Origin of the sequence: Cellulomonas sp. NS3, from assembly GCF_024757985.1 — a bacterium.
Classification (GTDB): Bacteria; Actinomycetota; Actinomycetes; order Actinomycetales; family Cellulomonadaceae; genus Cellulomonas_A.
Genome location: NZ_CP103289.1, coordinates 1950498 through 1976507 on the forward strand (window position 1 = coordinate 1950498; position 26010 = coordinate 1976507).

At 75.6% G+C, this 26010-nt stretch carries 23 protein-coding genes; 17 read left to right on the forward strand and 6 right to left on the reverse strand.

Annotation, left to right across the window (positions count from 1 at the left end; genetic code table 11):
- The first annotated feature begins 9 nt into the window (after window positions 1–9).
- The 4 genes from NXY84_RS08950 to NXY84_RS08965 all read left to right on the forward strand — a co-directional run bounded on the left by NXY84_RS08950 (window position 10) and on the right by NXY84_RS08965 (window position 3387).
- Complete coding sequence (locus NXY84_RS08950) at window positions 10–945, forward strand: hypothetical protein (protein WP_258726737.1); 936 nt, start codon at window positions 10–12, stop codon at window positions 943–945.
- Window positions 942–1898, forward strand: a complete 957-nt coding sequence (miaA, locus tag NXY84_RS08955; RefSeq protein ID WP_258726738.1) for a tRNA (adenosine(37)-N6)-dimethylallyltransferase MiaA — start codon at window positions 942–944, stop codon at window positions 1896–1898. The genes NXY84_RS08950 and miaA overlap by 4 nt, the downstream gene beginning before the upstream one ends.
- Window positions 1895–2902 (forward strand): diaminopimelate epimerase, encoded by a 1008-nt coding sequence (gene dapF, locus NXY84_RS08960; protein ID WP_258726739.1) that lies wholly within the window; start codon window positions 1895–1897, stop codon window positions 2900–2902. The genes miaA and dapF overlap by 4 nt, the downstream gene beginning before the upstream one ends.
- Window positions 2903–3048: 146 nt before the next feature.
- On the forward strand, window positions 3049–3387 hold the full coding sequence (locus tag NXY84_RS08965) for a TlpA family protein disulfide reductase (RefSeq protein ID WP_258726740.1): 339 nt from the start codon (window positions 3049–3051) through the stop codon (window positions 3385–3387).
- On the opposite strand, the gene NXY84_RS08970 is transcribed toward NXY84_RS08965, so the two are convergent.
- Entirely contained in the window at window positions 3374–3985 is a 612-nt protein-coding gene (locus tag NXY84_RS08970; RefSeq protein ID WP_258726741.1) for a class I SAM-dependent methyltransferase, read from the reverse strand. The genes NXY84_RS08965 and NXY84_RS08970 overlap by 14 nt on opposite strands.
- Before the next feature lie 108 nt (window positions 3986–4093).
- Between NXY84_RS08970 and hflX the strand changes: the two genes are divergently transcribed.
- From hflX to NXY84_RS08985, 3 genes are all read left to right on the forward strand, one after another.
- Window positions 4094–5626 (forward strand): GTPase HflX, encoded by a 1533-nt coding sequence (gene hflX, locus NXY84_RS08975; RefSeq protein WP_258726742.1) that lies wholly within the window; start codon window positions 4094–4096, stop codon window positions 5624–5626.
- Between the two features lie 213 nt (window positions 5627–5839).
- On the forward strand, window positions 5840–8041 hold the full coding sequence (locus tag NXY84_RS08980) for an ATP-dependent DNA helicase (protein WP_258726743.1): 2202 nt from the start codon (window positions 5840–5842) through the stop codon (window positions 8039–8041).
- A gap of 58 nt (window positions 8042–8099) precedes the next feature.
- Window positions 8100–9104: an L-lactate dehydrogenase gene (locus tag NXY84_RS08985; RefSeq protein ID WP_258726744.1), complete on the forward strand. Its 1005-nt coding sequence runs from the start codon at window positions 8100–8102 to the stop codon at window positions 9102–9104.
- A gap of 191 nt (window positions 9105–9295) precedes the next feature.
- Here NXY84_RS08985 and lexA read toward each other — a convergent pair whose 3' ends face one another.
- Window positions 9296–10024, reverse strand: a complete 729-nt coding sequence (lexA, locus tag NXY84_RS08990; protein WP_258727162.1) for a transcriptional repressor LexA — start codon at window positions 10022–10024, stop codon at window positions 9296–9298.
- 290 nt (window positions 10025–10314) lie between these two features.
- Here lexA and NXY84_RS08995 point away from each other — a divergent pair, with 290 nt between their 5' ends.
- Window positions 10315–10893, forward strand: a complete 579-nt coding sequence (locus tag NXY84_RS08995; RefSeq protein WP_258726745.1) for a LysM peptidoglycan-binding domain-containing protein — start codon at window positions 10315–10317, stop codon at window positions 10891–10893.
- A 71-nt stretch (window positions 10894–10964) separates the two neighbouring features.
- Window positions 10965–11516 (forward strand): transcriptional regulator NrdR, encoded by a 552-nt coding sequence (nrdR, locus tag NXY84_RS09000; protein ID WP_258726746.1) that lies wholly within the window; start codon window positions 10965–10967, stop codon window positions 11514–11516.
- A 15-nt stretch (window positions 11517–11531) separates the two neighbouring features.
- On the opposite strand, the gene NXY84_RS09005 is transcribed toward nrdR, so the two are convergent.
- On the reverse strand, window positions 11532–13235 hold the full coding sequence (locus NXY84_RS09005) for an AMP-binding protein (RefSeq protein WP_258726747.1): 1704 nt from the start codon (window positions 13233–13235) through the stop codon (window positions 11532–11534).
- 208 nt (window positions 13236–13443) lie between these two features.
- Here NXY84_RS09005 and NXY84_RS09010 point away from each other — a divergent pair, with 208 nt between their 5' ends.
- The gene (locus tag NXY84_RS09010) at window positions 13444–13644 is read left to right on the forward strand and encodes a DUF5302 domain-containing protein (protein ID WP_258726748.1); all 201 of its coding nucleotides are present in this window, start codon (window positions 13444–13446) and stop codon (window positions 13642–13644) included.
- Between the two features lie 120 nt (window positions 13645–13764).
- On the opposite strand, the gene serA is transcribed toward NXY84_RS09010, so the two are convergent.
- Window positions 13765–14964 (reverse strand): phosphoglycerate dehydrogenase, encoded by a 1200-nt coding sequence (gene serA, locus NXY84_RS09015; RefSeq protein WP_034629811.1) that lies wholly within the window; start codon window positions 14962–14964, stop codon window positions 13765–13767.
- A gap of 131 nt (window positions 14965–15095) precedes the next feature.
- Between serA and NXY84_RS09020 the strand changes: the two genes are divergently transcribed.
- On the forward strand, window positions 15096–15965 hold the full coding sequence (locus NXY84_RS09020; RefSeq protein WP_258726749.1) for a M10 family metallopeptidase domain-containing protein: 870 nt from the start codon (window positions 15096–15098) through the stop codon (window positions 15963–15965).
- A 144-nt stretch (window positions 15966–16109) separates the two neighbouring features.
- Here the strand turns inward: NXY84_RS09020 and NXY84_RS09025 are convergent, their stop codons facing one another.
- Window positions 16110–18395 (reverse strand): HelD family protein, encoded by a 2286-nt coding sequence (locus NXY84_RS09025; protein ID WP_258726750.1) that lies wholly within the window; start codon window positions 18393–18395, stop codon window positions 16110–16112.
- Window positions 18396–18701: 306 nt separating this feature from the next.
- Here NXY84_RS09025 and NXY84_RS09030 point away from each other — a divergent pair, with 306 nt between their 5' ends.
- The 6 genes from NXY84_RS09030 to NXY84_RS09055 all read left to right on the forward strand — a co-directional run bounded on the left by NXY84_RS09030 (window position 18702) and on the right by NXY84_RS09055 (window position 24890).
- A complete protein-coding gene (locus tag NXY84_RS09030) occupies window positions 18702–19853 on the forward strand; it encodes a PP2C family protein-serine/threonine phosphatase (RefSeq protein ID WP_258727163.1) in 1152 nt (383 codons plus the stop codon).
- The gene (locus NXY84_RS09035; protein WP_258726751.1) at window positions 19850–21424 is read left to right on the forward strand and encodes a sensor histidine kinase; all 1575 of its coding nucleotides are present in this window, start codon (window positions 19850–19852) and stop codon (window positions 21422–21424) included. Before NXY84_RS09030 ends, NXY84_RS09035 begins: the two co-directional genes overlap by 4 nt.
- Before the next feature lie 35 nt (window positions 21425–21459).
- Window positions 21460–21897 (forward strand): response regulator, encoded by a 438-nt coding sequence (locus NXY84_RS09040; RefSeq protein ID WP_258726752.1) that lies wholly within the window; start codon window positions 21460–21462, stop codon window positions 21895–21897.
- 125 nt (window positions 21898–22022) lie between these two features.
- Window positions 22023–22958, forward strand: a complete 936-nt coding sequence (locus tag NXY84_RS09045; protein ID WP_258726753.1) for a proteasome assembly chaperone family protein — start codon at window positions 22023–22025, stop codon at window positions 22956–22958.
- A 101-nt stretch (window positions 22959–23059) separates the two neighbouring features.
- Window positions 23060–24379: an MFS transporter gene (locus tag NXY84_RS09050; protein ID WP_258726754.1), complete on the forward strand. Its 1320-nt coding sequence runs from the start codon at window positions 23060–23062 to the stop codon at window positions 24377–24379.
- Window positions 24380–24686: 307 nt separating this feature from the next.
- On the forward strand, window positions 24687–24890 hold the full coding sequence (locus tag NXY84_RS09055) for a cold-shock protein (RefSeq protein ID WP_034629807.1): 204 nt from the start codon (window positions 24687–24689) through the stop codon (window positions 24888–24890).
- A gap of 253 nt (window positions 24891–25143) precedes the next feature.
- Here the strand turns inward: NXY84_RS09055 and NXY84_RS09060 are convergent, their stop codons facing one another.
- The gene (locus tag NXY84_RS09060; RefSeq protein ID WP_258726755.1) at window positions 25144–25956 is read right to left on the reverse strand and encodes a spermidine synthase; all 813 of its coding nucleotides are present in this window, start codon (window positions 25954–25956) and stop codon (window positions 25144–25146) included.
- Window positions 25957–26010 lie beyond the last annotated feature (54 nt).

A 26010-nucleotide genomic window follows, 5' to 3' on the forward strand; every position in this document is an offset into this window, starting at 1 on the left:
CGTCGGGGCATGCTCGTCGCCGCCGCGCTCGTCCCGGACACCGTGCTCCTCGTCCCCGGGGCGTCCGGGGTGACGGACGTGCACGGAGACCTGCGCAGCCACGCGCTCGACGCGGTGCGGTCGGTGCTGGCGCGCCACGTCGAGCGTGTCGTCGTCGTGGCCCCCGGCACCGGGTCCGGCGACTCCGGTCCCGTGCGCGTGACGCCCGCCCCGGTGCGCGCGTCGCTCGCCGCCGCCGGCATCCCGGACGGCGCGCTGGGGTGGCCGACCCCGGGGGAGACGCCGACGGCTGGCGGGCCCGCTGCGGGCGGTACGCAGGACGCCCGCGACGCGGGCCTGGACGCCACGGAGGGCACCGGCTCTGCGACCCGGGCCGTGGGCGTGTCCGCCTCGGTCGCCGTGCTCCTGCTCCGTCAGGCCGGCTGGGCGGGCCCGGTGGACGTCGTCGAGACGGCCCCCACGGCCCGCGCCGACCGGTCGTCCGCGGCCCGCCTGGTGGCGACGGGGCGCGACCTCGCGCCGGTCGGCGCGCCCCGCACGGGCCTCGTCGTCGTCGGCTCCCTCAGCGCACGGCACGGCCCCGACGCCCCGCGCGCCGACGACGAGCGCGCCCCCGGCTACGACGCCGCGGTGCTCGCCGACCTCGCCGACGCGGGGGCGGACGCGCTCACGCGCCTCGGCTCGCTCGACCCGGGTCTCGCGGGCGAGCTCGACGTGACCGGCTGGGGCCCCTGGCAGGTGCTCCTCGGCGCCCTGCCGCGCGACGGTGCCGTCGACGCTCCGCCCGAGCGCGCCGTGACCGCGACCGTGCACACCGCACAGGCGCCGCTCGGCGCGCAGCACGTGGTCGCGACCTGGGTCGTCGCGCACGACCCGGCGACCCGCGCCGGCTCCCGGGCGAGCGTGCGCCGCCCGGCCGCCCCCTCGGAGGACACGCACGCATGATGCTCGTCGTGACCGTCGTCGGCCCCACCGCGACCGGGAAGTCGGACCTCGCCCTCGCGCTCGCGCACGCGCTCGGCGGCGAGGTCGTCAACGCCGACGCGATGCAGCTCTACCGCGGCATGGACATCGGCACCGCCAAGCTCACCGTCGCCGAGCGCCAGGGCGTCCCGCACCACCAGCTCGACGTGCTCGAGCCGTCGCAGGACGCCTCGGTCGCCGACTACCAGGCGGGGGCGCGCGCGGACATCACCGCGATCCACGCCCGCGGTGCCCGCGCGATCGCGGTCGGCGGCTCGGGGCTCTACGTCCGGTCGCTGCTCGACCACATGGAGTTCCCCGGGACCGACCCGGAGGTCCGGGCACGGCTCGAGGCCCGCGTCGAGGCCGAGGGCTCGCGCGCGCTGCACGCCGAGCTCGAGTCACGCGACCCGGTGGCGGCGGCCGGCATCGGCCCGCGGAACGCACGGCGGCTCGTGCGCGCGCTCGAGGTCATCGAGCTCACCGGGCGGCAGTACTCGGCGAGCCTGCCGCAGCACGTGTACGAGGTGCCGGCGGTGCAGCTCGGCCTCGACTGCGACCGCGGCGTGCTCGACGAGCGGATCGAGCGGCGCGTCGCGCGGATGTGGGACCAGGGGCTCGTCGAGGAGGTGCGGGCGCTCGCGGACCGGGGGATCGGGCGCACCGCGTCGCGCGCCGTCGGGTACGCCGAGGTGCTCACGACGTTCCGGGGCGAGCTGACCGAGGACGAGGCGCGCGCCGCGGTGGCCGCCGGGACGCGCCGGCTCGCCCGCAAGCAGATGGGCTGGTTCGGGCGCGACCCGCGTGTGCACTGGCTCGACGCGCAGAGCCCCGACCTCGTCGAGCGCGCGCTCGACCTCGTCGCACGCGCCGACGCGGGCACGCTCGGGCTCGCGACCGACGACCCCGCGCCCCGCCGTAGTCTGGGCTCATGACGAGCCCGGCGACCTCCCCCGAGACCACGACGGCCCCGGGTGCGGCACTGTCCGCGGTGACCGCGCCGCCCGCAGCCCGTCGGCTCGCCGCCACCAAGGGGCACGGCACCCAGAACGACTTCGTCCTGCTCGACGACCGGGCCGGCGCCCTGGACCTGACGCCGGCGCTCGTGCGGGCGCTCGCGGACCGGCGCGCCGGCATCGGCGGGGACGGCGTGATCCGCGTCGCGCCCAGCGCGTCGCTCCCCGAGGGCGCTGCCGTGCTCGCGGACGAGCCCGCCGCGCACTGGTTCATGGACTACCGCAACGGCGACGGCTCGGTGGCCGAGATGTGCGGCAACGGCGTGCGGGTCTTCGCCGCGTACCTCGAGCGGCTCGGCGCGTGGGACCCCGCGGCCGGCGAGCTCGCGCTCGGCACCCGGGCCGGGGTGCGGCGCGTGCGGCGCGTGGACGCACCCGACGGCGGCGCCCCCTGGTACGCGGTCGACATGGGGCCGTGGGCGCTGCCCGGCGGACCCGAGGCCGCCGCGGCCGGGCAGGACGCCGAGGTGCTCGTCGCGGGCGTCGACGTGGCCCGTCCCGCCCTCACCGTCGACGTCGGCAACCCGCACACCGTCCTGGCGCTCGCCGACGACGCGGAGCTCACGAGCGCGGACCTCACCCGCGCGCCCACGGTGACCCCCGTCCCGCAGCACGGCACCAACGTCGAGCTCGTGGTGCCGCTCGGGGAGGACACGGCGCCGGACGGCACGCTCGTCGGGCGCGTCCGGATGCGGGTGCACGAGCGCGGGGTCGGCGAGACCCGCTCGTGCGGGACGGGAGCGTGCGCCGCCGCGCTCGCGGTGCGCGCGTGGGCCGGCCCGCAGGCCCCGGACGTGTGGGTCGTGGACGTGCCGGGCGGCAGCGTGCGCGTGCGGGTCCTGCCCGACGGGCACGTCGAGCTCGCCGGGCCCGCCGTGCTCGTGGCCGAGGTCGACGTCGACCTGGCGGCGCTCGTCGCCTGAGGGACGCGCTCCCCGGGTTCCCGGCCCCGGGGCGGCGCACAGCCGCAGGACCGTCCGGGCCCCGCGAGCGCGAGGGCGGGATCGGCAGGGGCGTGCGGCGCGAGAGCGTGGGGAACAGCGGCCCGCCCCGTACCGTTGAGCCGGGCGTGGACCTCACGACACCGCCGCCCGCGGCGCACCCCGCCGTCGCGGAGCTCGGGATCACCCCGGGCGGGACGGCGACGTTCGTGCAGCTCTCGAGCCGGTTCTGCCGGCCGTGCCGGGCGGCGCACCAGGTGCTCGAGCGCGTCGCGGCAACGACCCCGGGCGTCGTGCACGTGGACGTCGACGTGACCGACCACCTGGCGCTCGGCGAGCGTCTCGACGTCCGGGCGACACCGACCGTCCTGGTCCTCGACGCCGACGGCGTCGAGCGCGCCCGGGTCGTCGGTGCCCCGACGCTCGCGCAGGCGCGCGCCGCGGTCGCCGCCCTCAGCGCGCGCTGACCCGCAGGACGCGGAAGCCCTTCGCGCTCGCGACCCGCTCGACGTCGGCCGCCGCGGCGAGGGTCTGAGCGACCCAGCGCTGCAACGAGTCCGCCCCGAGGTTCTTCGACACCACGAGGTGCGCCTGCGCGCCGGGCGACAGGCGCGGGAGCCAGCGCAGCAGCAGCGCATGGAGCTCGGCCTTGCCGACCCGGATCGGCGGGTTCGACCAGAGCGCCGCGAACGTCACGTCGTCGGGCACCTCGTCGGGCGTCACCGCGACGACGTTCGGGCAGCCGAGCCGCTCGGCGTTGCGCCGCACGAGGTCGAGCGCGCGCTCGTTGACGTCGACGGCCCACACGCGCGCCCCGGGCGACGCGAGCGCGAGGGACAGCGCGACGGGCCCCCAGCCGCAGCCGAGGTCGAGCAGGTCGCCCTCGGCCGGCGGCGCGGGCACCGAGCGCAGCAGCACCTCGGTGCCGAGGTCCACGTGGTCGGGCGAGAACACCCCGCCCGCGGTCTCCACGTCGACGTCCTGCCCGCCGAGCGTGACGGTCCGCACGCGGCGCTCGTCCGGCGACGCGGGCCGGGCCGTGAAGTAGTGGTCGTTCCCGCTCACGGCGCGACCCTATCCGCCTGCAGCGAATATCCGTCGCGGGGCGGGGAACCGCGTGACACCCTGGAACGAGCACGAGAGATCGACGACACCACGGACGAGAGGCACCGCGTGAGCGACCCGCAGCACCCCCAGACGCGTGAGGAGACGGCCGACGCCGCCGTGGACCGCCGCAGCGCGCAGGAGGTCGCGGACGACGTCGTGGCACGCGTGCTCGCGCGCGCCGGCACGGCCCTGCAGGAGGGCGGCACGGTCCACTCCTCGTTCGACGGCGACCAGCTCGACCTCGAGGAGCGCACGTCGCTGCGCCGCGTGGCCGGCCTGTCGACCGAGCTCGAGGACGTCACTGAGGTCGAGTACCGCCAGCTGCGCCTCGAGCGCGTCGTGCTCGTGGGCCTGTGGGGCTCCGGCACGGCCGAGCAGGCGGAGCTGTCGCTGCGTGAGCTCGCGGCGCTCGCCGAGACCGCCGGCTCGCAGGTCCTCGACGGCATGCTCCAGCGGCGCCGCACCCCGGACCCCAGCACGTTCCTCGGCTCAGGCAAGGCCGCCGAGCTCGCGGGCGTCGTGGCGGCGGTCGGTGCCGACACGGTCATCGTCGACGCGGACCTCGCACCCTCGCAGCGCCGTGCGCTCGAGGACGTCGTGCGGGTCAAGGTCATCGACCGCACCGCGCTGATCCTCGACATCTTCGCCCAGCACGCCAAGTCGCGTGAGGGCAAGGCGCAGGTCGAGCTCGCGCAGCTCGAGTACCTACTGCCGCGCCTGCGCGGCTGGGGCGAGTCGATGTCGCGGCAGGCCGGTGGCCAGGTCGGCGGCGCCGGGGCGGGCATGGGCTCGCGCGGTCCCGGCGAGACGAAGATCGAGCTCGACCGCCGGCGCATCCGCGACCGCATGGCCAAGCTGCGGCGGGAGATCGCTGCGATGGAGCCCGCGCGGCAGACCAAGCGCGCGTCCCGCAGGAAGCACGGCATCCCGTCGGTCGCCATCGCGGGGTACACGAACGCGGGCAAGTCGTCGCTGCTCAACCGGCTCACCGGCGCGGGCGTGCTCGTCGAGAACGCGCTGTTCGCGACGCTCGACCCGACGGTCCGGCGCGCCGAGGCCGCCGACGGGCGCGTGTACACGCTCACGGACACGGTCGGCTTCGTGCGGGACCTGCCGCACCAGCTCGTCGAGGCGTTCCGGTCGACGCTCGAGGAGGTCGCGGACGCGGACCTCGTGCTGCACGTCGTCGACGCGTCGCACCCGGACCCCGAGAGCCAGATCGCGGCGGTGCGGCGCGTGTTCGCCGACATCCCGGGCGCGATGGACGTGCCCGAGGTCATCGTCCTCAACAAGGCCGACCTCGCCGAGCCGGAGGCGCTCGCCCGCCTGCGCTCGCGCGAGCCGGGGTCGATCGTCGTGTCCGCGCGCACGGGCGAGGGGATCGAGGCGCTGCAGGCGCTCATCGCGGACCAGCTGCCGCGGCCGAGCGTCACTGTCGACGTCGTGATCCCGTACGACCGCGGCGACCTCGTGCACCGCGTGCACCAGCACGGCGAGATCGACTCGGAGGAGCACACGGAGGCCGGGACCGCGCTGCGGGCCCGGGTCGACGAGACGCTCGCCTCGGAGCTGTCGGCGGCGGCGGTCCGCTCGGCCTGACCCGGTCACCGTCGCCCGCGCGGGCGACGGTGACGGCCCCTGCTCGCCGGCGGCCCGGCCGGCCGTGGTCGGCGCCGCGCGCGCGTGCACCGCCCGGCGGCCGGGCCTGTCAGCCGTCCGCACTAGGCTGTCGCGGTGCCTGAGCCCGTCGTCCCGTCCTCCGCCGCGCCCGCGGCGAAGTCCCCGGGCGGACGTAGCGCCCGAGCCCGGGCCGTGCGCCCGTCGACGGGGACGGCGTCGGTCGACGAGCTGCTCGACCTCGCGGTCGGCGTGCTCGGCGGGGGTCGGCGCGACGGCCAGCACGAGATGGCGAACGCGGTCGCGGAGACGATCGGCTCGGGCAAGCACCTGCTCGTGCAGGCCGGGACCGGCACGGGCAAGTCGCTCGGGTACCTCGTGCCCGCGGTGCGGCACGCGGTCCTCGAGGACGAGCACGTCGTGGTCTCGACGGCGACGCTCGCGCTGCAGCGCCAGGTCGTGACCCGGGACCTGCCGCTCGTCGCGCAGGCGCTCGCCCCCCGCCTGCCACGGCCCCCGCGCATCGCGCTGCTCAAGGGCTGGCACAACTACGTCTGCCTGCACAAGGTCGCGGGCGGCTACCCGGCGGACGAGCCGGGCACGCTGTTCGACCTCGGCGACCACGCGGGCGCGGCCGACCACCCCGCCCCCGAGCCGGGCACCGCGGAGAGCCCGCGCGGGGCCGCGAGCCTCGGCGAGCAGGTCGTGCGGCTGCGCGAGTGGGCCGAGCAGACCGCGACCGGCGACCGCGACGACCTCGTGCCGGGCGTGAGCGAGCGCGCGTGGCGCCAGGTGTCCGTCACGAAGATGGAGTGCCTCGGCACGCGCTGCCCGCTCATCGACGACTGCTTCCCGGAGAAGGCGCGCGTGCTCTCGCGCGAGGCGGACGTCGTCGTGACGAACCACGCGATGCTCGGCATCGCCGCCTCGGGCTCCCCGAACGTGCTCCCGGAGCACGAGGTGGTGATCGTCGACGAGGCGCACGAGCTCACCGACCGCGTGACCGCGCAGGCGACCGCCGAGCTGTCGGTCGCGATCGTCGAGCACGCGGCCCGGCTCGCGCGCCGGCACGGCGGCATCCTCACGACGGACCTGGACGCGGCGAGCGCGGCGCTCGGGTCGGTCCTCGTCCAGCTGCCCGAGGGTCGGTTCCCCGACGGCCTGCCGCCCGGGGCGCTCGAGGCGGTCGCGGCCGTCCGGGACGCCGCGCGCGGCCTGCTCACGGCGCTCAAGCCCGAGCCGGCAGCGGCCAAGGCCGGTGCCGGCGCGGACGGCGGCTCCAAGATGGCGATGTCGACGATGCTGGCGCTGTTCGAGGTCGCCGAGCGGATGGCGGCGGACCCGGACCAGAACCGCCACACCGTGCTGTGGTGCGCACGCGGCGACACCGGACGCGGCGGGGCGATGACGCGACTGTACGCCGCCCCGCTGTCCGTCAACGGGCTCATCCGCACGCACGTGCTCGCGGGGCGGTCGAGCGTGCTCACGTCGGCGACCCTCGCGCTCGGCGGGACGTTCGCGCCGATCGCCCGCTCGCTCGGGCTCGAGGGCCGCACCGACGCCGAGCCGCAGGGTCCGCAGCACCTCGCGTCGTCCGACGTGGAGGACCTCGCGGCGCGCGTGGACGCCGACGGGGCGAGCGGCACCGGGAGCACGCTCGCCGTCCCGGCGTCCGCACCGCCCGGGACGCCGCCGCCCGGCGACCCGCTGCCGTGGCGCGGGCTGGACGTGGGCAGCCCGTTCGACTACCCGCGCCAGGGGATCCTCTACATCGCGCGCCACCTCCCGCCGCCCGGGCGCGAGCCCGCGACCGACGCCCAGCTCGACGAGATCGCCGCGCTCATCGAGGCGGCCGGCGGGCGCACGCTGGGGCTCTTCTCCTCGCGACGGGCCGCGGACGCGGTCGCCGCGGCGATGCGCGAGCGGCTCGACGTCCCGGTGCTCGCGCAGGGCGAGGACCAGCTGCCGACGCTCGTGCGCGACTTCGCCGCGGACGAGCGCACGTGCCTGTTCGGGACGCTCTCGCTCTGGCAGGGCGTCGACGTCCCGGGGCCGTCGTGCCAGCTCGTGCTGATCGACCGGATCCCCTTCCCCCGCCCGGACGACCCCGTGCGGTCGGCCCGCTCCGAGGCGGTCGCCGCGTCGGGCGGCAACGGCTTCATGGCGGTCTCGGCGACGCACGCCGCGCTGCTGCTCGCGCAGGGCGCGGGGCGCCTCATCCGGGGCGTCGACGACCGCGGGGTCGTCGCGGTGCTCGACCCGCGGCTCGCGACGGCGCGCTACGGCGACTTCCTCACCCGGTCGCTCCCCGGCTTCTGGCGGACCACCGACCGGGGGGTCGTCGAGGCCGCGCTGCGCCGCCTGGACGGACGCGTCGGCACCGGCGCGAGCAACTAGCCTGATCACGACGCCCACGGGCGTCGGGGCCGCGGGGGCCCACCGGTGAGGAGGACGCGTGAGCGAGAACGACGGGGACGACCTGGGGCTGACGGGTGTGACCGCGGGCCAGGTGCGACGGACCAGCAAGCTCGCGATCGTCGGGGCCGGCGCGGTCGGCTCGACGATGGCGTACGCGGCCCTCATGCGCGGCGCGGCGCGCAGCGTCGCGCTCTACGACATCAACAAGGCGAAGGTCGAGGCCGAGGCGCTCGACCTGGGGCACGGCATCCAGTTCATGCCGATGGCCGAGGTGGTCGGCTCCGACGACATCGCGGTCTGCACCGGCGCGGACGTCGTCGTGGTCACGGCCGGTGCGAAGCAGAAGCCCGGGCAGAGCCGCATCGACCTCGCCGAGGCGACGATCTCGCTCGTCGGCAAGATCCTCCCGCCGCTCGTCGAGGTCGCGCCCGACGCGGTCTACATCATGGTCACCAACCCGGTCGACATCGTGACGTACGCCGCCCTGCAGCAGTCGGGCCTCCCGCCGACGCAGATGTTCGGCTCCGGCACGGTGCTCGACTCCTCGCGGCTGCGCTACCTCATCGCGAAGCAGACCGGCGTCGCGGTGCAGAACGTGCACGCGTACGTCGCGGGGGAGCACGGCGACACCGAGCTCCCGCTCTGGAGCTCCGCGACGATCGGGGCCGTGCCGCTACTCGAGTGGAACGGCATCAACGGGCGAGGGCCGCTCACCTCGGAGGTGCGCGACGGCATCGCGCGCGAGGTCGTCGAGTCCGCGTACCGGATCATCGAGGGCAAGGGGGCGACGAACTACGCGGTCGCCCTCGCCGGGTCCCGCATCATCGAGGCCGTCATCAAGGATGAGCAGCGCATCCTGCCGGTCTCCTCGCTGCTCGACGGGTACCACGGCATCCGCGACGTGTGCCTCTCCGTCCCGGCGCTCGTGGGTCGCGACGGCGTCGGCGAGCGGCTCGAGGTGCCGATGTCGGCGGACGAGCTCGCCGGGCTGCGCCGCTCGGCCGAGACGCTGCGCGCGGTGGCCCGCCGCTTCGGGTTCTGACCCGGGCGCACGCGTCCGGACGACGACGGCCGCCCCTCCGCTGATCGCGGGGAGGGCGGCCGTCTCGTTCGTCGGGGCGCGACTCGTCGGTGCGGGCCTCGCCGGTGCAGGTCCGGGGTGCTCCCGGCGCCCACGTGAGCCGGCAGGCGGCACCTCGCGGGCGCCGGCGTGGGTCGGCGACCGGCGCCGGGTCAGAGGCTGCGGAGCACGCTCACGACCCGGCCCAGCACCTGGGCGTCGTCCCCCGGGATCGGGGCGTAGGCCGCGTTGTGGGGGAGCAGCCACACGTGCCCGTCGGCGCGCTTGAACGTCTTGACGGTCGCCTCGCCGTCGATCATCGCGGCGACGATCTCGCCGTTCTCGGCGACGGGCTGACGCCGCACCACGACCCAGTCGCCGTCGCAGATGGCGGCCTCGACCATCGAGTCCCCCTGGACCTTGAGCAGGAACAGGTCGCCGTCGCCGACGAGCTGGCGCGGCAGCGGGAAGACGTCCTCGACGACCTGCTCGGCGAGGATCGGACCACCGGCCGCGATCCGGCCGACGACGGGGACGTACGACGGAGCCGGTGCGGAGTCCCGCGCGGCGCTGTCCTCGTCGCCCAGCCCGGCGGAGGCCGTCGCGGTGACGCTCGGCGCCGACCACGTCGTGACCCCGCGCGAGTCGTCCGGCTGCACGACCTCGATCGCCCGTGGCCGGTTCGGGTCGCGACGCAGGTAGCCCTTGCGCTCGAGCGCCATGAGCTGGTGCTTGACGCTCGACGGGCTCGTCAGCCCGACCGAGTCGCCGATCTCGCGCATGCTCGGCGGGTAGCCGCGCGACTCGACGGAGGTGCGGATCGTCTCGAGCACGAGCCGCTGGCGTGCCGTGAGCCCGTCGCCGTCCGGGGCAGCGTCGGGCAGCGCGTGCACCGACGCCAGGGCGCCACGGGCCGCGCCGCCCGGGGCGTCCGCCGCCCTCTCCTCGGTCCCGCGCTGCTTCGCCACCGTCGCCTCCAGATGTATCGGTGCTGGCCAGCGCCCGTGTCAGTGCCTCGTGGTGCGCTGTCTCCTGCGACGTCAGCCTAGGGGAGCAGGGGTGACGGATCAAACATCTGTTCGAGCGTGTCTCGACATCCCGCGACGCGGGGTGGTAGAACCGTACAAGCGTTCGACGAACACGTGTTCGAACCCGCGCGGGGAGCGCGGGGTCGACGAGGGAGGGTGGCGGCATGGGTGCGATGGTGATCTCCACGGCAGCGCGCGGCTCGGACGTGCGTGGCGGGAGCGCAGCAGCACGGGCGCGCGAGGCGTGGTTCGCCGCGCCGGAGGCGCAGGTGGCGGCAGTCCCGACGCCGCGGCGCGCGCGACCCGTCGCCCCGGCGCGTGACGGCGTGCGGGTCCGGAGCGCCGCGGCACCCGGGCGCGCCGCGGCGGCTGCTCCGGCGCGACCCGCGACCGCCTCGCTCCGGCGCCCGGTCGCCGCGGCGCACCGCTCGACCGTCGTCCCGGCCGAGGAGCGCCCGCTCCGCCTGACGCGCCGCGGCCGGCTCGTGGTCCTGCTGCTCGCCGCGCTCGTCCTGATCGCGGGCGTGCAGGGCGGCCAGGCCCTCGCGGACGGGCCCTCGCGTGCGCTCGAGGTGACGACGTACACGGTCGGCGCCGGCGAGACCCTGTGGGAGATCGCCGCGGAGAGCGCCCTTCCTGGTGAGGACGTCCGGGACGTCGTCCTCGAGCTCCAGTCGCTCAACGGGCTGACGACGGCGGGCCTGGACGCGGGCCAGGAGCTCATCCTCCCCGTTCAGCGCTGAGGCCTTCCCGGTCCGGCGCTGAGGCGCGGCGCTGTTGCGTCGTCGCCGCGCGAGCGCCTAGGTTCTCAGGCGTGCACTGCCCCTTCTGCCGACACGGGGACTCCCGCGTCGTCGACTCCCGGACCTCCGACGACGGCTCCTCGATCCGTCGTCGCCGTCAGTGCCCCCAGTGCAACCGTCGCTTCACGACCGTCGAGACGGCGAGCCTCTCGGTGGTCAAGCGCTCCGGGGCCACCGAGCCGTTCAGCCGCGAGAAGGTCATCAACGGCGTCCGCAAGGCGTGCCAGGGCCGGCCGGTGAGCGAGGACGACCTCGCGCTGCTCGCCCAGCGCGTCGAGGAGACCATCCGGTCGAGCGGGAGCGCCGAGCTCGACGCCTACGAGATCGGGCTCACGATCCTGGGTCCGCTGCGTGAGCTCGACGAGGTCGCCTACCTGCGCTTCGCGAGCGTCTACCAGGCGTTCAGCTCCCTCGAGGACTTCGAGGCGGCGATCACCGTGCTCCGCGCGGACCACGAGGCAGCACGCGCGGCGGCGTCGAGCGACGAGCCCGCGGCGGGGGAGCCCGGCACCGAGCCCGAGGCGTCGCCGTCGGGTGCCGGGCGGTCGGGCCCGTCGGCCTGAACCTGTGGGTCGGCGTCAGGCGGACGCGTCGCCGGCGAGCACCCGCTCGCGCACGACGCGGCGCAGCACCTTCCCGATCTGCGAGCGCGGCAGCTCGGTCATGATGACGAGCTCCCGCGGCACGGCGTAGCGCGCGAGGCGCTGCTCGCACCAGGCCCGGACGGCGGCCACGTCGAGGGTCCGCGCCGGGTCGTCCAGCACGACGGCCGCGACGACCTTCTCCCCGAGGTCGCCCCCGGGGACGCCGACCACCGCGACGTCGGCGACGCCCGGCATGGTCCGGAGGTGGTCCTCGACCTGCGACGGGTACACCTTGAAGCCGCCGGCGATGATCATCTCCTTGATGCGGTCCACGAGCGTGACGACGCCGTCGTCGTCCATCGTGACGACGTCCCCGGTGCGGAGCCAGCCGCCGTCGAGGAGCTGCTCCGCGGTCTCCTCCGGGCGCTGCCAGTAGCCCGAGAACACCTGCGGCCCGCGCACGAGCAGCTCCCCGCGCTCGCCCGACGCGACGTCGCGCGTGGGGTCCTCGGGGTCGACGATGCGGATGTCGGTGCTCGGGAACGGCAGCCCGAGCGCGCCGGGGCGGCGGTCCGGGGTGCACGGGTTGCCGAGCGCGACGGGGGACGTCTCGGTCATGCCGTAGCCCTCGATGAGGAGCCCTCCGGTCAGCCGCTCCCACCGCTCGGCCGTCTCCGCGGGGATCGGCATCGCCCCGGCGATCGCCACACGGATCGAGCGGAGGTCCGTGCCGCGCTCCTCCGCGGCGCGGGCCACGCGGTCGAACATCGGGGCCACGCCCGGCATGAACGTCGCGGGCCGTCGAGCCTGGGCGCGCAGCACGGCGTCCGGGTCGAACGTGGGGAACGCGACGAGGGTGGCTCCGACGCGCGTGGCGAACGCCAGGCAGAGCGTCAGGCCGAACGCGTGGAAGAACGGCAGGGCGCCGTAGATCGTCTCGGAGCCGCTGCCGAGCCCGGTCCAGACGGCGCCCTGGACGGCGTTCGCGACGAGGTTGCGGTGCGTCAGGACGGCGCCCTTGGGCGTGCCGGTGGTGCCGCCGGTGTACTGCAGGAGCGCGACGTCGCCCGCCTCCGGGAACGGGTGGCCGGGGTCGAGCGGCTCGGCGTGCGCGAGGACGTCGTGCCAGCGCAGCGCGCCGGCGGGGACCGGTCCGCGCATCTTGGCTCGCGTCCGGCGAGCGGCCGGCACCGGCAGGGTGAGCGCGAGGCGGGAGCGCCAGGGCAGGTCGCGCGAGATGTCGACCGCGAGGAGGGTCGTGACCGCGGTGCGTGCCCGGACCTCGGCGACGCGAGCGGCGGTCTGCTCCCAGCACAGGGCGACCGTGGCGCCGGAGTCGTGCAGCTGGTGCTCGAGCTCGCCCGCGGAGTAGGTGGGGTTGTGCTCGACCACGACGGCGCCCAGGCGCAGCACGGCCCAGAACGCGACGACGTGCGCGCGGCCGTTGGGCAGGGCGATCGCCACGCGGTCGCCGGCGCGGACCCCCAGCCCGTGCAGCGCCCCGGCGGCGCGCTCGACCTCGGTGAGGAGCTCGGCGTAGGTCGTCTCGCGGCCGAGGAAGTCGACGGCGACCCGGTCGGGGTGCTGCTCGGCGGCGCGCACGAGGCTGGCGACGAGCGGCTCGTCGGGCACCTCGATCTCCGCGGGCGTGCCGGGTGCGTAGGAGGCGAGCCAGGGCCGGTCGGGCGTCGTGGTCACTACGCGAGCGTAACTTACGGAGGCGTAGGTTACTGATGGGTACGCCGGGTGGTCTTCGCCGCACGCGACGGCACGAGCGGCGACCGGAGCCCCCGGTGCCGAAACCGGTTGGCTTTGCACGTCCGACTCGGGGAGGCTGGCCCTGCAGCGCAGCGACCCGCTCCGCCGGCCGGGCTTCCCGGACCCACCACGACGAGGAGGTACCGCGATGGCGGAGCACGACGAGAGCACGACGACCGAGCAGGTCGCCCAGGACGCCAAGGCGAAGTTCCGCGAAGCGCTCGACCGCAAGAAGGCCGCGGCGCAGCACCGTTCCGCGGACGGCTCGCGCAACACCGGATCCGTGCACGGCTCGGAGACGGCCGGCCCCGTGCAGCGCCAGTTCCGGCGCAAGTCCGGCTCGGCCTGACAACTCGGCGGTGCCCCGCGAGGGGACGCCCGCACCACACGCGCGAGGCGCCCGGACGATCGCTCGTCCGGGCGCCTCGTGGCGTTCAGGGACCGGGGCGCCGTCGGCCCGGGCCGGTGCTCAGGACAGCAGGCGGAGCCGCACCGACTCGGGGCGCGAGCGCAGCGCGTCGAGCACCGCGTCCTCGACGGGGGCGTCGGTGTCCGTGACGACGTAGCCGATCTCCCCGCGCGTCGCGAGGAGCTGACCGGCGACGTTGACGCCGTGCTCGGCGAGCGTCGCGTTGACCGCCGCGAGCACGCCGGGGACGTTGCGGTGCAGGTAGGCGAGACGGTGCGCGCCCGGGGGCTGGTCGAGCGCCACGTTCGGGAGGTTGACGCTCAGCGTCGTCGAGCCGGTCGCCAGGTAGTCGCGGACCTTGTTCGAGACGAACTGGCCGATCGCCTCCTGCGCCTCCTCGGTCGACCCGCCCGTGTGCGGCGTGAGGATGACGTTCGGCAGACCCTGGAGCTCCGAGGTGAACGGGTCGCCCTTGCGCTTGGGCTCCGTGGGGAAGACGTCGACGGCCGCGCCGGCGACGTGGCCCGACACGATCGCGTCGCGCAGGGCCGCGTAGTCGACCACGAAGCCGCGCGAGAGGTTGAGGAAGACCGAGCCGGGACGCATCCGGGCGATCTGCTTCTCGCCGAACAGGCCGGCGTTCCCGCTGCGCCCGTCGACGTGCAGCGTCACGATGTCCGCGACGTCGAGCAGCTCGTCGAGCGACTCGGCGCGCCGGGCGTTGCCGAGCGCGAGCTTCTCCGCGGTGTCGTAGAACACCACCGACATGCCGAGGTTCTCGGCGAGCACGGACAGCTGCGTGCCGATGTTGCCGTAGCCGATGATCCCGAGCGTGCGGCCGCGGATCTCGTGCGCGCCCTCCGCGCTCTTGTTCCACACTCCCGCGTGCATCGCGGAGTTGAACTCCGTGAGCCGGCGGGTCAGCGCGATGATGTCGGCGATCGCGATCTCGACGACCGAGCGGGTGTTCGAGAACGGCGCGTTGAACGTCGCGACCCCGCGGTCCGCCGCCGCGGCGAGGTCGATCTGGTTGGTGCCGATGCAGTAGGCGCCGACGGCCAGCAGGTCCGGTGCCTGGGCGATCACGGACTCCGTGACGTGGGTCTTGGACCGGATGCCCAGGAGGTGGACGCCCTGGAGCGCGTCGACCAGCTCGGACTCGTCGAGCGCTCCGGTGCGCGTGGTCACGTCGAAGCCGGCGGACTCGAGGATCGTCCGGGCCTGGGGGTGGAGGTTCTCGAGGAGGAGGGCGCGTAGCACGCCCCCATGGTGCTCCCCGGGCCGGGGGCGTCCAAGCCGGTCCCGTCCCTCGGACACATTCACCCCTGTGGGCAGCCGCTTCACCCGTGCCGTGGTACGCACGCCCGCGGAGGGCTTGACAGACTCGCGGCGTGAGCCTGTCGATGTGGCGGTACCGTCGCCGCGCAGCGCGTCTCGCACGGTCCGGGCAGCCCGTCGCGACGCGTCGACGGGTGCTGCACCCGGGCTTCCTGACGGTGCTCGCCGTGGTCCTCACGGCGCTCGCCTGGCAGCGGGGCGCGCTCGAGCCGGTCATCGGGCTCGCGGCGCCGCGCGCGATGGTCTCGGTCGAGGGGCGCCTCGTGTCCGTCCCCGCGCCCGTCGAGGGTGCCGTCCGACCGCGACCGCCGGTGCCCGTGACGACCTCGGGCGCGTACGCGTTCCTGCACGAGGGGCCGACGGGGGAGCCCGTCGGCTTCGACCCGTGCCGCCCGATCCGCTACGTCGTCCGCCCCGACGGTGCGCCCGCGGTGGGGCAGCAGCTCGTGGCCGAGTCGGTCGCGCTGGTCGCCGCCGCGACGGGGCTCACGTTCGTCGACGCCGGGCTCACGGTCGAGGAGCCGGACCTCGAGCGTCCTCTGGTCCAGGCGCGGTACGGCGACGGGTGGGCGCCCGTGCTGCTCGCGTGGTCCGACGAGACGGTCCACCCCGAGCTCGCCGGCCCCACCGCGGGTCTCGGCGGCGCCTCCGTCGTGCCCGGTGCCGACGGCCGCTCCCAGTTCCTCGCCGGCGGGCGCGTCCTGCTCGAGGCACCCGACCTCACGGCGATCCTCTCGGGCCCCGACGGGTACGCCCGGGCGCGTGCCGTCGTCGTGCACGAGCTCGCGCACGTCGTCGGGCTCGACCACGTCGAGACGCCCGACGAGCTCATGGCGCCCGTGACCGGCGCCCGCACGGACCTCGGCCCGGGCGACCTCGCCGGCCTGGCGCGCGTGGGCCAGGTCGCCTGCGACGGCGCCTGACGCGCGCGGCGGCCGGCGCCGGGCACGGCCTGACGGGGGTGCGCCGCCTGACGCGGGCTGCCTGACGCCGGCCCGGCCTGACCGCCGGCCGGGCCTGACCGCCGGCCGGGCCTGACCGCCGACCCGGCCGGACGACGGCGCCGCTCAGCCCTCGACGTCCTCCAGGCCGCGGGGCAGCGGCGCGGCGTGCACCACGCGCAGCGCGCGCGTCGGCCGCGTCATCGCCACGTAGAGGTCGCCCGCGCTCTCGGCGAGCACGTCGGCCGGCTCGAGCAGGACGACGACGTCGAACTCGAGCCCCTTGGCCTCGCGCGGCGTGAGCAACGACAGCGGTGCGTCGAGGTCCGCCGCGGGCGCCCCGGACCGGCCGTCGGGCGCCTCCGGCGCGAGCCCCACCGCGTCGAGCGCGCCGCGTACCCGCGCGAGCAGCTCCGGCGGGCCGAGCACCGCGACGCGCCCGCCGCCGGACGCGTCCCCCACGACGGCGAGCGCCGCGCGCACCTCGTCCGCGGCGGCCCGCGCGAGGTCGTCCGGCGCGACGCGCGTGACGCGCAGGGCGTCCGGGACCTCGCGCGCGGACGTGAGCGTGCTCACCGGCAGCCGCGCCGCGCGCGCCATCCGCTGGGCGGCGTCGGCGACCGCCGCGGGCGTCCGGTAGTTCACGGTGAGCTCGGACAGGCGCCAGGACGTGCGCAGGACCGGGTCCAGCATGTCCGCCCAGCTCCGGGCGCCCGCGCGGGCGGTGGTCTGCGCGACGTCGCCCACGACGGTCATCGACCGCGTCGGCACCCGGCGCACGAGCATGCGCCACGCCATCGCGGACAGCTCCTGCGCCTCGTCGACCACCACGTGGCCGTAGGTCCACGTCCGGTCCGCCGCCGCGCGCTCGGCGGTGGTGAGCCGCGGGCCGCTGCTCGCGAAGCGGTCCGCGAGCAGCTCGGCCGACACGAGCCCGTCGTTGCCCGAGGACTGCAGGACCCGCCGTGCGTAGTCGACCTCGGCCGAGCGGCGCGCGGCGTCCGCGCGCTCCTGGGCCCGCGCCGCCTGGTCGTCCTCGCCCAGGAGCTCGGCGGCCTCGTCGAGCAGCGGGACGTCCGCGGGGGTCCACGGCGCCTCGCGGTCGCGCAGCAGCAGGTCGCGCTCGCGCCGGGACAGCTCGGGCGCCGCGGCCGCGAGCCGTGCGGGCCTGGTCAGCAGGTCGGTCACGAGACCCTGCGGCGTGAGCGGCATCCACGCGAGGTTGAGCGCGATGCGGACCTCGCGCGTGGTCCGGAGCTCCTCGACGATCTCGCCGCGCTCGTCGGGCGGGACCTCCCAGCCGAGCTGCTCGACGTACTGCGCGGCGAGCCGGCCCAGCATGTCGCGCACGAACGCGACCCGGGCCTGGTTGTGCGGGCGGTGACCGCGCCGGGCGCGCGCGATGGCCGACTGCACGTCGGACGGCGTCACGACGACGGTGCGCCCGTCGACCCGGATCTCGGTCGCCTCGCGCGGCACACGCTCGCGCTGGCGGACGGCCCGCGCGACGACCCGCGCCATGAGCGCGCGGCCCTTGATCTCGGCGACCGCCTCGTCCTCGTCGCCGCCGGCGACGACGCCGGGGAACAGCTCGGAGATCGTCGTCGTGACCACGCCGGTCTCGCCGAGCGAGGGCAGCACCTGGTCGATGTAGCGCAGGAACGTCCGGCTCGGGCCGATGAGCAGCACGCCGGAGCGCTCGAGGAGCCGCCGGTGCGCGTACAGCAGGTACGCGGCGCGGTGCAGCGCGACCGCGGTCTTGCCGGTGCCGGGGCCGCCCTGGACCACGAGCGCGCCCTGCAGGTCGGAGCGGATGATCGTGTCCTGCTCGGCCTGGATCGTCGCGACGATGTCACCCATCCGGCCCGTGCGTCCCGCGGCGAGCGCGGCGAGCAGCGCACCCTCGCCCGAGAGGCCCCCGATGAGCCGCTCGCGCTGGTCCGCGTCGAGCCCGTCGGCCGAGGCGAGCACGTCCAGGTCCAGCACCTCGTCCTCGACGCCGGTGACCGCACGGCCCCGTGTCACGAGGTGCCGGCGACGCACGACGCCGTCGGGCTGGGCGGCCGTCGCGCGGTAGAAGGCCTGCGCGGCCGGGGCGCGCCAGTCGGTGAGCATCGACGCGTGCTGGTCGTCGGTCAGGCCGATGCGGCCGATGTACCGGGCGTCGCCGTCGGCCAGGTCGAGACGGCCGAACGCGAGCCGGTCCTCGACCGCCTCGAGCTGGGCGAGCCGGTCCTCGTAGAGCGTTGCGAACGCGTCGCGCTCGCTGCGGTTCTGGGGGGAGCCCGAGGGGCCGCCGCGCCGCACGTCGGCGAGCCGCTCGCGCGTCTGGGTGCGCAGCGCGTCCAGGCGTCCGTAGAGGCCGTCGACCGTCTCCTGCTCACGGCGCAGCTCCGACTCGATCCCCGCCACGTGCGCTCCTGTCCACGAGGGCCCGGGGTCCGCGCGCGTGCGTGCGCGACGGGCCTCGCCGGTTCCGGGTCACCCGCGCGGCGGCGCGAGCGGCCGTCCATTATCTGCCCCCGGCGCGGGTGCCGTGCACCGCCCGCGATCGCCCACGGCCGCGGTGTTCACCCCGTCCGGGTGCGCGACGGGGCCTGCCCGGCCCTAGGCTGCCCACGCCACCGCCCGACGAGAGGACCCTGCGTGACCACCCACAGCACCGGAGCGCCCGACGGTGCCCTCGTGCTCCCCGAGCTCGACGCCGGGACCGCGGACCTGCTCGTGGGCGACGCGCGGAACCCGCGGATCCGGGTCCTGCTGGTCGAGGACGACGACGGCGACGCGCTGCTCGTCGACGAGCACTTCCAGGACGCGGGGCTCGACGTCGACCTCACGTGGGTCCGCACGCTCGACGAGGCCGTCGAGCGCCTCGACGTCGACTGCGTGCTGCTGGACCTCGGCCTGCCCGACGCGATGGGTCTCGGGGCGCTCGACCGGCTGCTCGCCGCGGGCGCGCCCGCGGTCGTCGTGCTCACGGGCCTGTCGGGGACCGACGTCGGGGTGCGGGCCGTGGCCGCCGGCGCGCAGGACTACCTCGTCAAGGGCGAGGTCGACGGCGAGCTCCTCGGGCGGTCCGTGCGCTACGCCGTGCAGCGCCGCCGGCTCGAGGACACCGACCGTGCGCTGTACCGGAGCCTCGTGCGCGCCAACGAGATGACGCGCCTCGAGCGCGCGCTGCTGCCGAACCCGCTCGTGCACGACGCCCGCATCGAGGTCCAGGTCGGCTACCGCGCCGGTCGTGACGGGCTGCTCGGCGGCGACTTCTACGACGTCGTCGAGTGCACCGACGGGCGGGTGCTCGCGATCGTCGGCGACGTGTGCGGCCACGGGCCCGACGAGGCCGCGCTCGGCGCGACGCTCCGCACGGCGTGGCGGACGCTCGTGCTCGCCGACACCCCCGCGGACGCGATCCTGGGGCTCCTGGAGCGCGTGCTCGTCGCCGAGCGCTCGCGTCCCGAGGTCTTCACGACCGTCTCGATGGTCGCCGTGTCGCCCGACGGCACGTCCGCGGACCTGTACCTGGCCGGCCACCCCGTGCCGATCCTGCTCGGTCCGCCGTCCACGACCCTGCCGACCCACGCCCGCGGACGTGCGCTCGGCGTGCCCGTGAGCGGCGGCTGGGACCCGTGCCACCTCGAGCTCGGGGAGGCCTGGCGGGTCATGCTCTACACCGACGGCGTGCTCGAGGCGACGGTCGACGGGGGACGGGAGCGGGTCGGGAAGGCCGGTCTCGTCGCCGTCCTCGACGCCGCGCTCGCCGCGGGCCGCCAGGACCTCGTGGAGCACGTCCTGCAGCAGGTCCGGCACCTCCACGGGGGAGAGCTCGTCGACGACACCGCCGTGGTCGTCCTGGGTCGCGGCGCATGAGCGCGGCCACCGGACGCGGGCCCGTGGCCGGCACGACGCTGCGCCAGCGGCTGTCCCGGACCCTCGCGCTCGCGGGGGTCCTGCTCGGAGTCGTCGTCCTCGTCTCCGGGCTCGCGGTCGAGCGCATGATCGACCGGCAGCACGACGTGACCGAGACCTACTTCCTCGCCGTCACCCGCGCCGAGGCGGCGTACACGCGCCTCGTCGACGCCGAGACCGCCGTGCGGGGGTACGCGCTCACGGGTGACGCGGTGACGCTCGAGCCGTTCGAACGGGCGACCGGCTCTCCGTCGTTCGTGGAGCTCGAGGAGGAGACCGAGCGGGACATCGTGACGCCCGAGGTGACGCGCGCCGCGAGCGCGGCGTCGCAGTCCGCCGAGCGGTGGGAGCGTGAGTTCGCTGCGCCCGCGATCGAGGCGGTCGACCTGCGCGGGACGAGTGCGGTGAGCACCGAGGACATCGAGCTCGGCCGCGTGCTGTTCGAGGGGACGCGCACCGCCGTCGAGGACTACCTCGACGTGCTGCGCGCGGAGCGCCGGGAGGCGGTCGACGAGCTCACCCTGTGGACACGGCTCGTCGCGGCGGCGCTCGTCGTCCTGTCGTTGTCGGCGGTCGCGGTCGGGTTCGCGCTCTCGGTGCTGCTGCGCCGCTGGATCGCCGCCCCGCTCGCGGCGCTGGCCGCGGACGCGCGGGCGGTCAGCTCGGGCGAGCTCGACCACCCGGTGCTCTCGACCGGACCCGGGGAGATCGCCGACCTCGCCGCGGACGTCGAGAGCATGCGCGTCGCGCTCGTCGCGCAGCTCGGGGCGCTGCGTGCCTCGTCCGCCGAGATCGCCGCCGCGCACGAGCAGCTCACGGAGCAGGCCGAGGAGCTGCGGCGCTCGAACCGCGACCTCGAGCAGTTCGCCTACGTCGCGTCCCACGACCTGCAGGAGCCGCTCCGCAAGATCGCGAGCTTCACCCAGCTCCTGCAGAAGCGCTACGGCGGGCAGCTCGACGACCGTGCCGACCAGTACATCGGCTTCGCGGTCGACGGCGCGAAGCGCATGCAGCAGCTCATCCAGGACCTGCTCGGCTTCTCCCGCGTCGGGCGGATGGTCGGGGAGCCGGTCGACGTCGACCTCGGCCAGGCGCTCGACGACGCGCTCGACAACCTCAGCGAGGCCGTCGCCGAGTCGGGCGCCGTGGTGACCCGCGACGAGCTCCCCGTCGTGCGCGGCGAGCGGGCGCTGCTCGTGCAGCTCCTGCAGAACCTCGTCGGCAACGCGATCAAGTTCCGGCGCCCGGACGAACCGCCCGTGATCCGTCTCGGAGCGCGCGAGGTGGCAGAATCCTGGGAGCTCGAGTGCCGGGACAACGGGATCGGCATCGACGCGCAGTACGCGGAGCGGGTGTTCGTCATCTTCCAGCGGCTGCACGCCAAGGACGTCTACGACGGGACCGGGATCGGGCTCGCGCTGTGCAAGAAGATCGTCGAGCACCACGGCGGTCGGATCTGGATCGAGCCCCAGGACGGGGACGGCACGTCCGTGCGCTGGACGCTGCCCCGCCTCGCCCCGGCCGAGGACTGAGCGCCCGGAGCCGGGCGGAACGGAACGGAGTGGCGATGTCCCCCACCAAGATCATCGACGTGCTGCTGGTCGAGGACGACCCGGGCGACGTCCTCATGACGCGCGAGGCGTTCGAGGACAACAAGGTCGCGAACCGGCTCGCGGTCGTCTCGGACGGCGTCAGCGCGCTCGCGTACCTGCGCAAGGAGGGCGAGTACGCCGACGTCCCCACGCCCGACCTGATCCTGCTCGACCTCAACCTGCCGCGCATGGACGGTCGCGAGGTCCTGCAGGCGCTCAAGCAGGACGAGGACCTCCGCTCGATCCCGGTCGTGGTGCTCACGACCTCGGAGTCCGAGGAGGACGTGCTGCGCAGCTACTCGCTGCACGCCAACGCCTACGTCACGAAGCCCGTCGACTTCGAGCGGTTCATCGACGTCGTGCGCCAGATCGACGAGTTCTTCGTCTCGGTGGTCCGTCTCCCCACGCGCTGAGCGGCGTCGGGAAGAGTGCGGCGGCCGCGCGTGTTGTGACGGGACGACGGGCCGGGCCGCAGGTCGCGACCCGCCGCACCCCGCAGCACGACGCACGCACGAGCACAGACGAGAGCGAGGACCCCATGCTCGACCCGAGCGAGATCTACGGTGTCGACCCCGCGGTCGCGGCCGAGGTCGAGGCCCGGTCCGCAGGTGGGACCGGCCCCGTCCTGGTGCACGCCCTGCGCGGCTTCGTCGACGCCGGCAACGCGGGCCAGCTGGCCGCCGGCCACCTGACCGACGAGCTCCCGACCGCCCGCCTGGCGACGTTCGACGTCGACCAGCTGCTCGACTACCGGTCGCGGCGGCCCACGATGACGTTCGATTCCACGACGTGGAGCCACTACGCCGAGCCGGAGCTCGTGGTCGACCTCGTGCGCGACGGCGCGGGCGTCCCGTTCCTGCTCATGCACGGCGTCGAGCCGGACGTGCAGTGGGAGCGGTTCGCCGCCGCGGTCCGTCAGCTCGTCGAGCGCTTCGACGTGCCGCTCACCGTCGGCGTGCACGGCATCCCCATGGGCATCCCGCACACGCGTCCGCTGTCCGTCACGGCGCACGGCACGCGACCCGAGCTCGTGGCCGACCACCCGTCGTGGTTCGGGACCGTCCAGGTCCCCGCGAGCGCGAGCGCGCTGCTCGAGATGCGCCTCGGGGAGTCGGGTCACGACGCGATGGGCTTCGCGGTGCACGTCCCGCACTACCTCGCGCAGTCCGCGTTCCCGCAGGCCAGCATCGCGGCGCTGCAGAACGTCGAGCGCGCGACGGGGCTCGAGCTCAAGGTCGGTGCGCTGACGGCGACCGCCGAGGAGACCAGCGAGGAGATTGACCGTCAGGTCAGCGGGTCCGAGGAGGTCGCCGCGGTCGTGCACGCGCTCGAGGAGCAGTACGACGCGTTCGCCCGCAACCTCGGGCGCACGGGCCTGCTCGCGGAGACGACCCAGCTGCCGACGGCCGACGAGCTCGGCGCCGAGTTCGAGCGCTTCCTGGCCGAGAACAGCGAGGACGGCCAGGGCGCCTGAGCCCCGGGCGGGCCCCGGCTGGCGACCGCAGGCCGGCGCGGGGCTCGCCGTCGGGAGGCGCTGCGGTGGTGCACCCCCGCAGCGGTGGAGGATGGACTCCCGTGAGCACCTCCGTCCCGCCCCCGTCCCGGGCCCTGCTGGTCTGGGGCGTCGCGGTCGCGGCGTACGTCGTCGCGGTGCTCAACCGCTCGTCGCTCGGCGTCGCGGGGCTCGAGACCACCGAGCGCTTCGACGTGGGCGCGTCGCTGCTCGCGACCTTCGCCGTCGCGCAGCTCGTCGTCTACGCAGGCCTGCAGATCCCGGTAGGTGTCCTGCTCGACCGCCTCGGCCCGCGCCTGCTGATCGCGGGCGGCGCGGTGCTCATGGGCGTCGGGCAGCTCGTGCTCGCGGTCGCCACCGAGGTGCCGGGCGCGCTGGCCGGCCGCGTGCTCGTCGGCGCGGGCGACGCCATGACCTTCGTGTCCGTGATCCGGCTGATCCCCGCGTGGTTCCCCGTCCGGCGCGTCCCGCTGCTGACGCAGGTGACCGGCGCGGTCGGCCAGCTCGGGCAGATCCTGTCCGCCGTGCCGCTCGTGCTCGTGCTGCACGGGCGCGGCTGGGGCCCCGCGTTCGGCAGCCTCGCGGTCCTCGCGCTCGCGGCGGCGCTGCTCGTGGCGGCGCTCGTGCGCGACTCCCCGGAGGACGCGGGGCGCAGGCGCACGTGGCGACGTCGCCTCGGCGCGCCGGGCGAGCGGACCGCCGCCGAGGTGCTCCGGACGCGGGCGGCCCGGCCGGCGGACGGCGGAGCCCTGCGCGCCGTCGTGCGGGAGCCCGGCGTGTGGCTCGGGTTCTGGGCGCACTTCCTGACCCCGTTCAGCTCGCAGGTCGTGGTGCTGCTGTGGGGGTTCTCGTTCTTCGTCGAGGGCCAGGGCCGCACGACGGGCGAGGCGAGCGCGCTGCTCAGCGTCATCGTCGTCGCGGGGATCGTGTCGGGGCCGTTGCTCGGGGAGCTCGCCGCGCGCAGGCCGGGTCGCCGCACGCGCGCCGTCCTCGTCATCGCCGTCGCCGTCGCCGTTGCGTGGGTCGCGGTCCTCGCACCCCCCGGTCCGCGGGGCCTCGGGGTGCTCGTGGTGTTCTCGGTCGTCGTGGCCGTCGGCGGCCCGGCGTCGCTCATCGGCTTCGACCTCGCGCGCAGCTGCGTCACCCCGGCGCGGCTCGGGACGGCGACGGGGCTCGTCAACACCGGGGGCTTCGTCGCGGCGCTTACCTCGATGCTCGCGATCGGCGTGGCGCTCGACGTGCTCGCCCCGAGCGGCGACCGGGACCTGGACGCGTACCGCTGGGCGTTCGCGCTCATGGCCGTGCCCTGGGTGGTCGGGGTCGTGGGCGTCCTCGTCAGCCGCGCGCGGACCCGCGCCGCTCACCCGGGCATCGCGCTCTGACGCACCGGCGGTCGGCGTCGGTGACGCGCGCCGGCGCATGGCACGACGCTCATCGAGTCGTGACCGGATCGTTGCGCGACGCGTGCTTTTCCGGGCGGTGAACGATGGCGCTCGAAAGAGGGTGCGTGAGAGTATCGGGGGCGTTGCAGTGACGTACTGACGCTTGACCGGCGCCCCCGCAGGGATGTGGAGGCACCGCCAGCCCGCGTGGCTGGTCCATCCGGTGCAGGACGTGGGACAAGGCATTGCGGCACGGCCTGAGCGCACGGCTCAGGGTCGTCACCGGTTGGAACAGAAGGACGAGAACATGGCACAGGGTGCTGTCAAGTGGTTCAACGCTGAGAAGGGCTACGGGTTCATCGCCCAGGACGGCGGCGGCGCCGACGTCTTCGTCCACTACTCGGCCATCGACACGCAGGGCTACCGCTCCCTCGAGGAGGGTCAGCGCGTGGAGTTCGAGATCACGCAGGGTCCGAAGGGCCCGCAGGCGGAGCAGGTCCGCCCGCTCTGATCACCGACGTGCGGCGCCGTCGCTGACGACCCGCTGCTCGTGGCGAGGCCGTCTCCCTCCGGGGAGGCGGCCTCGTCGTCGTCCGGGGGTGCGCCGGTCGAGGGTGAGGCGCCGGTCCTCGTCCGGCACGGCTCGTCCGAGGTGCCGGGCGGGGGAGTGCCGGGAGGCGGACGTGCCGGCCGCCGGGCGAGCCGCGGCGTCGAAGCGTGCCCTGGCCCGGGCGTGCCGGGCCGTGCCGCGGTGCCGGACCCGCTCAGGCGTCCTCGTCGCCCTCGGCCAGCAGCGGTGCGGCGTCGAGGAGAGGACGCGCCGAGCCGACGAACGCCGCGAGCTCGTCCCCGCGCAGCAGTCGCGACGGCGTCGGGAGGGAGCGCAGCGTGCGCTCGAGCGCGGCGGATTCGAGCAGGTCCGGGTCCCGCGTCCCCGCGAGGACGAGGTTGCCGTAGCGGCGTCCGCGGAGCTGCCCCGGCTCCGCGACCACCGCGACGTACGGGAGCACCGCCGCGACGGTCGCCGCCTCGGCGCGCACGAGGGCGAGCGGCGGGCGGTCGGCGCAGTTCGCGAGGTACAGCCCTCCGTCACGCAGCACGCGGTCCACGTCGGCGGTGAACTCGAGCGTCGTCACGTGCTCGGGCGTGCGGTCGCCCGCGAACACGTCACGGACCACGACGTCGACGCTCGACGAGGCCAGCGTGGCGAGCTCGGCGCGCGCGTCGCCCGCCCGGATCCGCAGCGCCGGGGCGCGGGGCAGGTCGAACCACTCGCGCACGAGCTCCGGCAGCGCCGCGTCGAGCTCGACCGCGACCTGCCGCGAGCCCGGCCGCGTCGCGTGCACGTACCGTGCGAGCGCGCACCCGCCCGCGCCGAGGTGCACGACCGTCAGCGGGTCCCGCGGGGCGCCGAGCCGGTCCAGGAGCGCAGCCATCTGCTGCATGTACTCGAAGTCGAGGCGGGTGGGGTCCGCGAGGTCGAGGTGGCTGCTCGGCACGCCGTTGACGAGGAGGGTCACGCCGTCGGGGTCGTCCGGGGTGCGCACCACCTCGACCGTGCCGGTGGGCACCCGCACCGGGCCGTCCGGCCACCGCGGTGATGTGGGTGGTCGGTGAGAGGCTGAGGAACG